This window comes from Actinoplanes utahensis, assembly GCF_016862455.1.
In the GTDB taxonomy this organism is placed as follows: Bacteria; Actinomycetota; Actinomycetes; order Mycobacteriales; family Micromonosporaceae; genus Actinoplanes; species Actinoplanes utahensis.
On the sequence record NZ_BOMZ01000033.1, the window covers coordinates 125,299 to 137,745 of the forward strand.

Consider the following 12,447-nt stretch of genomic DNA (forward strand, 5'->3'; position numbering starts at 1 on the left):
CCCGGGGAGGAGGACGACGCCGTGGCGCTCGTGCGCGTGTACTGCGGTCTGGCGTCGGCTGATGATTCGGTGCGTTCGGCCTCGGCCGCTCCGCTGACCATCGCCGTGGTGGACGACGCAGGCCGGCTGCTCGGCGTCCATGAGATCAGCGACGACCCGGCCGGGTACGCCCAACTGGGAACGCTGCTCGTGGAACGGACGACGGGCTTCAGCGACGCGGCGGTCGCCGCCGACAGCGACGACCACGTCGTCACCTCACTGCTCACCGCGGCCGGCCGGCCGCTCGTGGTCGTCGACGACGATGCCGTCGACGACTACGCGGAGCGCTTCTCCGACGACGACTCCCCCGAGGAGATCTCCGCGCCGACGGCCGCACGCAGGGCCGTCGGCCTGGCCCGGGCCCTGCAGGCCGGCGCGATCGCCGCGGTGACCTCGCAGGCGCCCCGGGAACTGGTCAGCTACAAGCCGGTCCTCGCGGCGCACGTCGCCATGCTGAACGGGCGGAACGCCGCCGCCATCGCGCTGCGGGAGGTGCTGCGCGAGCTGTACCCGGCGGCCCTCCGGGCCTACCCGGACCCCGCCGACCCGGTGGCCCTCCTGGTCCTCAACGCGCTTCCCGAGCCCGGCCGGCTGACCGGCCGGGACGACGACCCCGCAGAGGTCGCCCGGGAGATCTCCGCCGACCTGGCCGCTCGTTCCGAGACCGTGAGCGAGACCGAGCTGTTCACGGCCATCACCGCCCTGCAGGTGGCGATCAGCGAGTCGCCGCGCCGCGGCGGCGTCAACAAGTCCCTCGCCCCCGCCGCCGCCGACGCGGTCCGCCAGGCCATCGCGGCGGTCCGCGCCAGCGACTTCGCCTGCCACGTCCTGGTCGGCACCCTGACCGCCCGCGCCACCCCGCCCACCACCGGGCCGAACGTCGGCCGTCGCGGCGCCCGCCGCGGCTCCGAACCGGTACTGGAGCCCGTGCCCAGCGCCGACAACGGCTCCCGGTTCGGCCGCCGTGGCCGCCCCGAGCCGATCTCCACCGGCACCGGCCCCGTCACCCCGCAGCCGATGACCCCGCCGCCGGTCGCACCGGACCCGCTCACCGCGCCCCCGGTCGCCCCCGCCGCAGCGAACGGCCTGCCCGGCCGCTCCACCGCCGGCCCGCTGAACCGGCCCGTCTCGGTGCCGCCGCCCCCGCCGGGCATGACACCCATCACCCCCGGCACCCGCCCGATTCCGGCGACGCGCAACCCGATCGCGCCGACCTCGGTGCCGCCGCGCAACCCGGCCGACCCGATCTCGGTGCCGCCGCGCAACCCGGCCATCCCGACCTCGGCGCCCCGCAACCCCGCCACCCCGACCTCGGCGCCCCGCAATCCGGCCACACCCTCTTCGGTGCCGCCGGGCGGCGCGAGCACCCCGGCCGAGGCCGGCGAGCCGTTCCGCGCCACGCTCAGCCACGCCGAGCTCAGCCGGGCCCGCTCCGAAAGGCAGCGCTCGGTCACCCCGTCGTCGCCGGCCCGCCCCGCTGCGGCGGCGGCCAACGGCGCCACCGACTTCAGCCTGCCGATGCCGACCCAGCGGCCCGCTCAGGAGACGCCGGAACCGGGTTCCCGCGCCAACTGGCCACTGCTGAAAACGGAGAACGACGAGGCCACCCGCCCCGACCTGCCCAACCCGGACGACCTGCCCTCCCGGACCGACCTGTCCTCCGCCTCGCGGACCGACCTGACCTCCGCCTCCCGGAGCGAGCTGCCCTCCTCGTCGCGGAGCGAGCTGCCCTCCTCGTCGTCCCGCAGCGACCTTTCCGGCCTCTCCTCCAAGCCGGACCTGCCGGGCCGGACCGGTCCTTCGTCGCGGTCCGACCTCGGTGCCATCACCTCCCGGCGCGACGTGTCGTCGCGGGGCGAGAAGACGTCCCGGATCGATCTTCCGTCGCGGGGTGAGAAGACCTCCCGGACCGATCTGCCGTCCCGCGGCAGTGACCTCCCGTCCCGTAACGGCGACCTGCCATCCCGGAGTGGCAGCCTCCCGTCCCGGGGTGGCGACCTCCCCTCCCGCGGTGGCAGCCTCCCGTCCCGCGGTGGCGACCTCCCAGCCCGCGGCGGAGACCTGCCGTCCCGGGGTGACCTGCCGTCGCGGCCTGCCGCGGCTGCCTCGGTCAGTTCGCCGCCGGCCGGTGGCCGGGTGAAACCGCCGTGGCACGACATGCCGCAGGAACCGCCGGCGCTGGACCTCCCCAAGGAACCCGCGCTCCGTCTGGTCGACCAGGCACGTAACAGCAGCGGCCGGGTCCGCCTGCCCGGACTCGACCAGCTCGGTGGTACCCCGTCGGCCCGGCGCCCCGAGGAGAACCAGCCTCCCAAGATCACCGCATTGGACCGCAGCACCACCCCGCCGGTCCCCGCCGACAGCAACGACGGCGACCTGCTGATCTTCGCGGCGGCCCGATCCGCGTGGTTCACCGGCCACAACGACTCCACCGACGTCAGCTGGTCCAACCCGAACGACAGCGGATGGCGCGCCGCCCAGAAAGCCGCCACCCCCGCCGTCGCCGCGGAGACGTCAGCCGGCCTGCCGAAGCGGGTACCTCAGGCCAACCTGGTTCCCGGTTCCCCGCTGCGCGAGGAGCGCCCGGTCCGCATCGTCCGTGACGCCGCCTCGATAGCCGCCCACACCACCGGCTACTTCCGCGGCTGGCGCCGCGGCCAGGAGATCGGTGGCTTCGCGATGGGCGGCCGCCCCGGCCGCGAGGCCGCCGGCGGCTGGGACTTCAGCCGCGACGGCCAGCCCGCCGACGAGTACCGCAACAACAACGCGGGCTACAGCGGCCGCTGACCGGCACGACAACCGAAGGGCCACGACCATCCCGGTCGTGGCCCTTCGTCGTTCCCACGGCACCTTGACGGCTTGGCAGCACCAAGGGCCGAAGGCGGGGGCAAGCGGCGCGGAGGCAGCGGCGCGGAGACAAGCGGCGCGGAGACAAGCGGCGCGGAGGCAAGCGGCACAGCCTGGCAGCCAGCGCACGTCTGCAAGGGCGTAGGCCGGCCGAGACACAACTGGATGGATCGAAGTGCGACTCGGGACTCGGCGAGGAGCAAGGAATCCTGAGACGCCTGACGGAGGGTCTCGAGACCGCCGGAATCGGGCGGCGCTGTCGAGGCGAGTGTTCCGGCACTCCACGGTGCCGAAAATCGTTCTGGGACCTTGGCAGCAGGGCCCGTAGAGCGGCCGCGGCAAAGGGAGGTTTCGATAGCTTCGACAGTTTGATGCTCACCCGGTTCTCGCGTGGCGAAGCACTCGGCCTGCTGCTCGAGTTCATCGCCGCCGCCGCTGATGCCGTCGTGCTACCCCCGGTTGTCCTCCCTTGCTGGGGCGAGAAGGCCAGCGCCCTCGTACGGGAAGACCAGCGCCCTCACTTGCCCGAGAAGCTATGAGCGGAGGCGTTTGTGGGGCAGACAGCGCAGCTGATGTTGAGCACCTCCTGCAGGAAAGCCAGAGAACCACTGCTGCGGCGATTAAGACGTCGGAGCCACGGAGGCGACTCGGACTCGACATATCGATGAGCCGGCCAGGCCCACCGGTGATGCGTTGTACGCCGGCACATGGAAGAGCGGGAGCCCTCGGTGCTGCTACGGCGTACCCGGTGTGGAGCGGTTCCGGTTTGTCCGGCTGGTTGTCACGGCTGACTCGAAGTCGGCCATCACCGCAGCAAGCCTTGATCGAAAGCGTTCTGTCAACCGCGCCCAGCGGCCGACTTTCACGCACGGCATGGGCGCCGCAAGGACACGGACGGCACGGGTGCCGCAAGGAACACGGACGGCTGTCCCAGCGCCGCTGAGACAGCCGTGACAACCAGCCGGGGAGGGGTGACCGGGACGGGCATGCATGACCTGCACCCGCGGACGGTCGTGAGGGGCGGTCTGCCGTGGCCGCCGCGAGGCACGGGACGCTCGGTGGCCCGTACCGGAGCAAGGTGCGAGAGAACCGCCGCGGACCGGAAGCGGACAACCGCCGTCGTGGGGCTTAGGTCGGCCGGCAGGGGGTAGGGCGGTGTGTGGGGATCATGAATGGGTGGAAGGGGATGATCCGTTGAATGGGATCGAGCGATGACAACGGGTGATCACTCGTATACGATTGCGAACGGCCGGAAAGCGGTCGAAAGCCCCGCTCCGGCCAGTGGAGTGTTCCACCGGGCGGGGCGGGGCTTTCGACCGCTTCGTCAGACGGGCGCTGTGCTGACTAGGGGGCGTTCGGCTGCTTAGGCGGGTGCCGTGGCGCGCGTGCGACGCATCGTCAGCACATACTCGACAAGCGAGATGAGGACGTTCTTCGTCGACTCGCGGTTACGGGCGTCGCAGCTCACCACGGGCACGTCGCTCGAGACCGCCAAGGCGTCCCGCACGTCCTGCGCGTTGTGGTACTGCATACCGTCGAAGCAGTTGATCGCCACCAGGTACGGCAGGCGCCGATGTTCGAAGAAGTCGATGGCGGCGAAGCAGTCGGCGAGCCGACGCGTGTCCACCATGACGACTGCACCGATCGCACCCCGGACCAGTTCGTCCCACATGAACCAGAACCGTGTCTGGCCAGGTGTGCCGAACAGGTAAAGGATCAGGTCACGGTCGATGCTGATCCGGCCGAAGTCCATGGCCACGGTCGTGGTCATCTTGCCCGGCACCTGCCGGTTGTCGTCGACACCCACACCGGCCGAGGTCATGATCGCCTCAGTGGTGAGCGGGGTGATCTCAGAGACCGACCCCACCAGCGTCGTCTTACCGACGCCGAAGCCACCGGCGATGACAATCTTCGCCGATGTCACGCGTCCCGCAGCGGGACGGTGCGACATGTCAGAGCCTGCGAAGTCCACTCAGCACCCTTTCCAGCAGTTCCGTGCCTACCGCATCGGTCTCGTCCTCGAGCGAGGTGGGCTCGTACACCGCGACCAGGCCGTCAGTGGCCATGTCCGCGACGATCACCCGTGCCACACCGAGCGGCAGTTGCATGCGTGCGGCGATCTCGGCGAGCGACTGAACCCGGCCGCCGTCGCACATCGCCGCGATGTACTGATGCTCGCTTCCACCCTGCCCGCCGCGGCTGATCCCAGAACGGCCACGCACGGTTGTCTCGACCAGCGCTTCCAGCGCTATCTCAAGCTTCGGCCGGGTCCGACCACGGGTCATGGCGTACGGCCTGACCAGCGCGCCAGTCGGCTCATCGCGTTCAGGCATCGTCACCCTCAACCCCTTCCTCGGCCCCTCGAAGTGTATTGGTTATCAAAGCTTTGACCAGTAGCCGGCTGAGCTTATCCGTGGTGTGAAACCACGGGTCGACCCGTGAATCGTGCCGGCCCACAACCGGTGTCAGCCCAGCACCCCGGCCGCGGAGCGCGGCGCGGGGGTGAGGGCCTCTCCGACCCGGTCGACCAGGAGAGCCATCTCGTATCCGACCTGCCCGACGTCGCAGCTGCGCGCCGCGAGCACCGCGAAGGACGAGCCATCGGAGATGGACATCAGGAACAGGAAACCATTGTCCATCTCGACGACTGTCTGGAGGACGGCGCCACCCTCAAAGCATCGAGCGGCACCCTGGGTCAGGCTTACCAGCCCGGACGCGATGGCCGCCAACTGGTCGGCCCGGTCCCGGGGGAGGTCCCGCGAGGCCGCCAGGAGCAGACCATCGGCGGAGACCGCGATCGCGTGCGCGACCCCGGGAACGCGGTCGGCGAAGTTGGCCAGAAGCCAACCGAGATCCTGCGTAGATGTCATGCCTCATGCTCCTTGCCAGCCTGCGAGGGCTGCTGCCCTCCCGGAGTGTCCTCCAGGTTGGTCGATTGTTCCTTGGTGCGACCGCGCTGCACACCGCGGTGGTACGCGGACAGGAGACCGCGGACCCCCTCGGGAGTACGGCGCTGGACGGAGTTACCGCCCCGGTCGACACCGCCGGGGACGAGTTGAGCCATCGGCGTGCGCTTCGGCAGGCCCGCCGTGGTGGTGCTCTCCACCGGTGCTTCGGCAGCCGCACGGGCCGCCTGCCAGCCGTCGTCCGCCGCGGTGCGCCACGGGTTCGACGCGGGAGCGCCGTTGCCGTAACCCACCGCCGCGGCGGCCGGTGCACCAACAGTAGCCGTGTCGCGGTCCCGCGACTCCGGGGATGCGGCCTGCTGCGGCACTCCCGGGCTCCGAACCGGCTCGCCGGTCGGGATCCGCTGCGAGACGACCGACTCGTCGCCGAGGCCGGCGACCTTGGGCCGCACCTCCGCGTTGGGTCCGGTGGTGGTGAACCAGGCCGACTCCAGCTCCCGGAAGATCGGCAGCTCCATCGTCTCGTCCGCGAACGGGACGGCGCCTTCGCGGGCCGACGCCATCTGCGCGGCGGCGGCGGCCTGCGCCTCCACCGGCTCGACCGGCGGGGCCGAGTTCGGCACCGGCATGGTCTGCGGGTTGGTCGGCGGTGCCACCTGCGGCTGGGCCTCGAAGTTCTCCGGCCGGAACCGCGGGATCTCGGCGGTCATGTCGAGCGCGGCGGCGAGGTTCTCCGGGACGTGCGGGGCGGCCGTGTCACGTTCCGCGGAGACCGGCGGCCAGGCCGGGGGCGCCGAGGCGAACGGCGTCCGCTGGTCGGGCGATCCGGAGACCGGCGATGCCGACACCGGCTCGGCCGGACCCGTGTAGAACGGGGCCGCGGAGACCGGCGGGGCGGACGAGACCGGCGGCGCCGAGACGGGCGGGAGCGGCGGCGCGGAGACCGGCGGCATGAACGCGTTACGGGCCTGGGTCTGGCTCTCCGGGTTGGCCGGGAGCTGCCGCGGGATGGTCGCCCCGAAGCCGTTGTTCTCGCCGTCGGGCCGGAACTCGTCGGACCGGAAGTCGTCGGGCCGGAAGTCACCGCCGTTGCGGCGCTGGGCCAGCTCGTCCAGTCCGGCGAAGCCCTGCGGGCCGGCCGGCAGCGGCGGGATGACCTCGTTGCTGCGCGGGCCGTGGAATCCGTTGGACGAGCCGTTGGCGCCGTTCGAGCCGTTGGCACCGTTGGAGCCGTTGGCACCGTTCGTGCCGCCGAACCCGTTGGCGCCGCCGAACCCGTTGGTGTTCGCGGTGTAGCCACCGAATCCGGCCGGCGCCGCGCCGGTCAGGTCGGACCAGGCCGGAACCGAGCCGTTGGAGCCGTTCGACGGGTTCATGCCGCCGCTCTCCAGGGCCAGGGGCTCGCCGAAGCCGGGCAGGCCGGAGCCGGGACCACCGTCGAAGGAGGCACGCGACTGGACCTGGGCGGAGGCCGCCGCGGCCAGGACCGAGACGGGCAGGCCCACCTCGGCGACGGTGCCACGCTCGCGGTCGGCCGGGCGGAGCTCGACCCGGACCTGGTGCCGGTTCGCCAGCCGGGCGACCACGACCAGGCCCATCATCCGGGAGACGGCCACGTCCACCGTCGGCGGGTTGGCGAGCCGCTCGTTGAGGTCGCGGAGCTGCTCGCGGCTGATACCGATGCCGTGGTCCTCGACGGTCAGCACGGCGGTGTCGCCGATCTTGCGCGCCTCGACGAGGACGTTGGAGTTCGGCGGGGAGAACGCGGTCGCGTTGTCGAAGAGCTCGGCGACCAGGTGGACCATGTCGTTCACGGCGTGCGCCGCAACCTCGATGTCCCGGTCGATCATGCCGAACTCGATGCGGGTGTAGTGCTCGACCTCGGACTGCGCGGCCCGGAGCACGTCGATCAGAGCGGCCGGTTCCCGCTGCACGCGAGTCGAGTCGGCGCCGGCGAGGACCAGGAGGTTCTCGTCGTTACGCCGCATTCGGGTGGCCAGGTGGTCGAGCTGGAAGAGCTCGGCCAGACGGTCCGGGTCCTCCTCGCCGCGCTCGAGCCGGTCCAGGTGACCGATGAGCCGGTCGACCAGGATCTGCGAACGGCGGGCCAGGTTGACGAACATCGTCGCGACGGAGGCACGCAGTGCGGCCTGTTCGGCGGCGGTGCGGACGGCCTCGAGGTGGACCGCGTTGAACGCCTCGGTCACCTGCCCGAACTCGTCCCGGCTGCGAACCGGGAGAGGCTCGGCGATCTGGTCGGCGACCTGCGCCGGGGTGAGCGACGCGGACAGTGCCGGGTCACGCAGCCGGCTCACCGCGTGCGGCAGGCCGAACTGGGCGACGGCGAGCGCGCCCTGGCGCAGCTCACGGAGCGAGCGGGCCATCGACCGGGCGACCAACCACGCGAAGAGGATGGCCAGCAGCAGCATGCCGAGCAGCAGGCTGGTCTCCAGGAAGACGTCCTGGTTGGTGTCGTTGCGCAGGGTGGTGGCCTGGTCCACGATCCGCTTGTCGAACTCGACCTCGACCTGGCGGTACAGCTCGTTGTAGCCGGCGAGCGCTTCTTCCCACTTGGCCGGGTTGATCGGAAGGCTGGAGATGTCCTCGCCCTGCAGCGAGATCATCGGGCCGGTGTAGTTGGCCGCCTGCTGCTTCTTGGGGCCGGAGATGGTGTTGTCGTAGAACTCCGTCTCCGCCGTCGAAGCGACCGAGTCGAGCGTCTGCGCGGTGAGCTCGAGGCCCGTCATGGTCGACAGGAGGTCCTTGCGGAAGGTGGCGTCGAAGGCCTTCTTCGCGATGACCTGCTGGCCGATGTAGCGCTGCTGGGCGACGTAGTCCTTGGCCTGGGCGACCGCGGCCACCACGCGCAGCCGGTCGCTCAGATCCTGGTTGTTGGCCAGCTGCGCGGAGATGACACGGACCTGGAGGAGGTCGTTGATCAGGGTGTCGTAGGTCTTCAGGACGTCGCTCGGTTCCACGCCGCCCTTGGCGACGCGGCTGCGGAACACCGGCAGGTCCTCGAGGTTGCGGTCGAGGCGGAGGAGCAGGACCCCGACGTTCTCCGGGACGTCCTCCAGGCCGGTCTGCTGGATGTACGGAACCTTGGCCGCGTCGACGTCGCCGTGCTCGCCGTTGTAGAGGTCGACAGCGGACTTGAAGTTCTGGCTGCCGGTGGGAGCGACGGTGATCATGACGCCGTACGTGCGCTCGGCCTGGAGGTGGTCGACCAGACCACCGGAGGCTTCGGAGAGCACCGAGAGGGTGCGTGCGCGCTCCGCGTTACTGGCTTCGTCGATGTGGTCCACGAGGCCGTTGACACCGACGATGATCGTTGCGACCGTCGGCACCAGCATGATCAGGCCAAGTTTGGACCAGATTGGTAGGTCTCGCAGCCGACCCGCGGGTCGCCGCAGACGCGACATGACGCCGTTCGCGCTACTGGGGCGCTTGCTCACGTCACCGTCCTCCTGATTCGGGCCCGGCATTCGGCTCGCCGGACACCGCACACGGCCGACTCGCCGACGTCGGGCCCCCGAGATTCCATCACGACAAGTGTCAAAGAGAAAGAGCAGGCGGACACGGACCGGTTGTGTGACGCGATGTTGCAACCTCATAGTTGGACATCGCCGGTCTCAGATCACTGCCTGTGAAGCTGCACATCTCTCAAGGTCACTCACTGGCCGGCGTGGCATTGGGGGGTGGGTGCACGCCGGCCGGGTCCCGATCGTAGTCGATCGCGATAAGAGTGACGATGACTCGGTTTCCCGCGATCGGCAAGGCGAGCCGCCCGAGTATGCCGACTTTGCAGGCGGCAGTCTAGCCGAACGGTGCGCCCCCCGCGTCTGACGGCCGATTTCTATTGACGTACGTTCGTTCAGATCCCTATATCGCCGGAAAAAGGCACTTTTCAGGCCACGAGCTTGGCGTACGCCGGCTTGATCACCTCATTGATGAGCACCAGCCGCTCGTCATAGGGAATGAACGCCGACTTCATCGCATTGATCGTCAGCCACTGCAGTTCCATCCAGCCCCACCCGAACGCCTCGGTCAGCAGCGTCATCTCCCGTGACATGGAGGTTCCGCTCATCAGCCGGTTGTCGGTGTTGACGGTGACCCGGAACCGGAGGTCGTGCAGCAGCTTGATCGGGTGCTCGGCGATCGACGGTGCGGCACCGGTCTGCACGTTCGACGACGGGCACAACTCGAGGGGGATCCGCTTGTCCCGGACATAGGAGGCCAGCCGGCCCAGCACCGGTGGCGCCGAGTGGGTACCCCCGGTGACCGACGGGGCGCTCGGCCCGTCCGCGGTGACCGTGATGTCGTCGACGATGCGTACGCCGTGGCCCAGCCGGTCCGCGCCGCACCACTGGATGGCCTGCCAGATCGACGGCAGCCCGAAGGCCTCGCCGGCGTGGATGGTGAAGTGGAAGTTCTCCCGCTGGAGGTACTCGAAAGCGTCGAGGTGCCGGGTGGGCGGGAAGCCGGCCTCGGCGCCGGCGATGTCGAAACCGACCACGCCGCTGTCCCGGTAGCGGACCGCCAGCTCGGCGATCTCCTGCGACCGGGCGGCGTGCCGCATCGCGGTCAGCAGGGTGCCGACCCGGATCGGCGTGCCGTTGGCCGCGGCCTCGGCGCAGCCCTCCCGGAACCCCTCGTGCACCACCTCGACCACCCGGTCCAGGGTGAGGCCGCGCTCCAGGTGCTGCTCCGGGGCGTACCGGATCTCGGCGTAGACGACGCCGTCGGCGGCCAGGTCCAGGGCGCACTCCTTGGCGACCCGGTGCAGGCCCTCCTCGGTCTGCATCACCGCCACGGTGTGCGCGAAGGTCTCCAGGTACCGTTCCAGCGAGCCGGAGTCGGCGGCCGCGACGAACCACTCGCCGAGCCGTTCCGGATCAGTGGAGGGCAGTTCGTGACCGACCGCCTCGGCCAGCTCGACGATGGTGGCCGGCCGCAGGCCACCGTCCAGGTGGTCGTGCAGCAGAACTTTCGGGGCCTTGATGATGTCGGAGTGTGCGATGCCAGCCATCCGAGAAGCCTAGAGGGAAGCGCCCGATGATCGACGGAGCAATTCCGTATCTGCGGTGCCCGGTGTGCCGCGACACACTCGCTCGCCGGGAGCGGGCGCTGCGCTGCCCGCGCGGGCACAGCTTCGACATGGCCCGGCAGGGGTACGCCGATCTCAGCGCCGGCCGCCTCCCGCACACCGGGGACAGCGCGGACATGGTCGCCGACCGGGCCGATTTCCTGGCCGCCGGGCACTACTCGTTCATCGCCGGCGCGCTGGCCGGGCACCGGACCGAGGGGCTCGTGCTGGACGCGGGCACCGGGACCGGCGACTACCTGGCCCGGTTCCTGGACGCCTCCCCCGCGGCGATCGGTCTCGGACTGGACGTCTCCAAGCCGGCACTACGCCGGGCCGCCCGGGCCCATCCACGAGCGGCGGCGGTGCTGGCCGATCTGTGGCGCCCGCTCCCGGTCGCCGACGCGGTCGCCTCGGTGGTGCTCGACGTGTTCGCGCCCCGCAACGGTCCCGAGTTCCACCGGGTGCTGCACCCGGACGGCGTGCTGCTGGTGGTCACCCCGGCCGCCGACCACCTGGCCGAGCTGATCACCGAGTACGGCCTGATCCAGGTCGACCCGGACAAGGCCGCCCGGGTCGGGGAGAGTCTCGGCGGGCACTTCACGCTCGCGGAGACCGCCACCCACCGCCGCGAGCTGAAGCTGACCGCGGCCGAGGCGCGCACGCTGATCGGGATGACCCCCAGCGCCCGGCACGTGCCGGTGGACGACCTGCCCACGCACGACGTCCGCGTGACGGCCGCCGTCGACGTGACGGTCTATCGGCCGCTACGCCCGTCCCGGGCGTAGCGGCCCGGTGTCCCGCCCACCTCGCTCCCGGACCTCCCGGGACGGCCGGGTTCCGGCGGGACACCGCGTGGCCCGTACCAGCGAAGGGTCGGCAAGGCCCTAGACGGAGAGGTCGACCTCTTCCCACTCCGGAGGTCTGTCGTGGTACGGGCCGTCGAAGACGACCGCCCACTCCAGCGCCCACCGGCGCTGGCCGATCGCGTTGCTGTCCACCTCGCCGGGCAGGGACCGGCCGTGCTGTTCGGCCTCCTGGTAGGCCCAGTCCAGACAGTAGTAGAGGTCGAGCAGCACCGCTGCCTCGATCGGATCGCGGACCGCGACCAGCGACCGGGACCGCCAGCGGGTGAAGCTCTCGCCGGCCGGCAGGTCCGGCATCTGGGCCATCAGCCGGTCGTCCGGCGCCACCGTGGGGTCCAGGTGCCGGCTCAGGCCGAGCAGCCAGGCCAGCGCGAAGACCGCGTCGTGGTGCAGCACGAACGAGCGGTGGTCGCCTTTCGCGCCGATGACGAACTGCCACTCCGGCGGGGTGACGAGCTCGACCAGATGCGAGCCGAGCAGCCAGCTCATCGCCGCTTCGGTGGGCATGCCGAAACAGCGCGCGACGACGACGTGCAGCACCGCGGCGCGGGCTTCCAGCTCCGCGACCGGACGCAGCTCGACCGTGTCACCCGGCTCCCAGACCAGCGGGAACGCCAGCGGGGGCAGGGGCAGGCCGAGCCGGGCCAGTTCGTCGAGGCTCGCCTCGCGAACGGCGCGGGGATCGGGTACGGCCTTCTGCATGGCG

The 12,447-nt window shown here is 70.9% G+C and carries 8 protein-coding genes; 2 read left to right on the plus strand and 6 right to left on the minus strand.

The genetic code is table 11. The annotated features are described in order from the left end of the window. Nucleotides 1-21: 21 nt before the first annotated feature. Nucleotides 22-2,826: a hypothetical protein gene (locus Aut01nite_RS43360; protein ID WP_043533379.1), complete on the plus strand. Its 2,805-nt coding sequence runs from the start codon at nucleotides 22-24 to the stop codon at nucleotides 2,824-2,826. Nucleotides 2,827-4,249: 1,423 nt separating this feature from the next. Here the strand turns inward: Aut01nite_RS43360 and Aut01nite_RS10795 are convergent. From Aut01nite_RS10795 to Aut01nite_RS10815, 5 genes are all read right to left on the minus strand, one after another. Beyond that, nucleotides 4,250-4,837: a GTP-binding protein gene (locus Aut01nite_RS10795; RefSeq protein ID WP_043533378.1), complete on the minus strand. Its 588-nt coding sequence runs from the start codon at nucleotides 4,835-4,837 to the stop codon at nucleotides 4,250-4,252. A 1-nt stretch (nucleotide 4,838) separates the two neighbouring features. Beyond that, the gene (locus tag Aut01nite_RS10800; RefSeq protein ID WP_043533582.1) at nucleotides 4,839-5,219 is read right to left on the minus strand and encodes a DUF742 domain-containing protein; all 381 of its coding nucleotides are present in this window, start codon (nucleotides 5,217-5,219) and stop codon (nucleotides 4,839-4,841) included. Between the two features lie 132 nt (nucleotides 5,220-5,351). Continuing rightward, on the minus strand, nucleotides 5,352-5,756 hold the full coding sequence (locus Aut01nite_RS10805; RefSeq protein ID WP_014447580.1) for a roadblock/LC7 domain-containing protein: 405 nt from the start codon (nucleotides 5,754-5,756) through the stop codon (nucleotides 5,352-5,354). Beyond that, nucleotides 5,753-9,247 (minus strand): sensor histidine kinase, encoded by a 3,495-nt coding sequence (locus tag Aut01nite_RS10810; protein ID WP_204037505.1) that lies wholly within the window; start codon nucleotides 9,245-9,247, stop codon nucleotides 5,753-5,755. Before Aut01nite_RS10810 ends, Aut01nite_RS10805 begins: the two co-directional genes overlap by 4 nt. 452 nt (nucleotides 9,248-9,699) lie before the next feature. Then, entirely contained in the window at nucleotides 9,700-10,821 is a 1,122-nt protein-coding gene (locus Aut01nite_RS10815; RefSeq protein WP_043533377.1) for an adenosine deaminase, read from the minus strand. A 26-nt stretch (nucleotides 10,822-10,847) separates the two neighbouring features. Here Aut01nite_RS10815 and Aut01nite_RS10820 point away from each other — a divergent pair, with 26 nt between their 5' ends. Continuing rightward, the gene (locus tag Aut01nite_RS10820) at nucleotides 10,848-11,663 is read left to right on the plus strand and encodes a putative RNA methyltransferase (RefSeq protein WP_043533376.1); all 816 of its coding nucleotides are present in this window, start codon (nucleotides 10,848-10,850) and stop codon (nucleotides 11,661-11,663) included. Between the two features lie 99 nt (nucleotides 11,664-11,762). On the opposite strand, the gene Aut01nite_RS10825 is transcribed toward Aut01nite_RS10820, so the two are convergent. Next, nucleotides 11,763-12,443, minus strand: a complete 681-nt coding sequence (locus Aut01nite_RS10825) for a DUF4272 domain-containing protein (RefSeq protein WP_043533375.1) — start codon at nucleotides 12,441-12,443, stop codon at nucleotides 11,763-11,765. Nucleotides 12,444-12,447: the final 4 nt, after the last annotated feature.

What these genes read in the sequence shown, in the direction of transcription:
- Aut01nite_RS10805 (WP_014447580.1), bottom strand. Translation starts at nt 5,756, where the DNA reads ATGACATCTACGCAGGATCTCGGTTGGCTTCTGGCCAACTTCGCCGAC.
- Aut01nite_RS10820 (WP_043533376.1), top strand. Translation starts at nt 10,848, where the DNA reads ATGATCGACGGAGCAATTCCGTATCTGCGGTGCCCGGTGTGCCGCGAC.
- Aut01nite_RS10800 (WP_043533582.1), bottom strand. Translation starts at nt 5,219, where the DNA reads ATGCCTGAACGCGATGAGCCGACTGGCGCGCTGGTCAGGCCGTACGCC.
- Aut01nite_RS10795 (WP_043533378.1), bottom strand. Translation starts at nt 4,837, where the DNA reads ATGTCGCACCGTCCCGCTGCGGGACGCGTGACATCGGCGAAGATTGTC.
- Aut01nite_RS10825 (WP_043533375.1), bottom strand. Translation starts at nt 12,443, where the DNA reads ATGCAGAAGGCCGTACCCGATCCCCGCGCCGTTCGCGAGGCGAGCCTC.
- Aut01nite_RS10815 (WP_043533377.1), bottom strand. Translation starts at nt 10,821, where the DNA reads ATGGCTGGCATCGCACACTCCGACATCATCAAGGCCCCGAAAGTTCTG.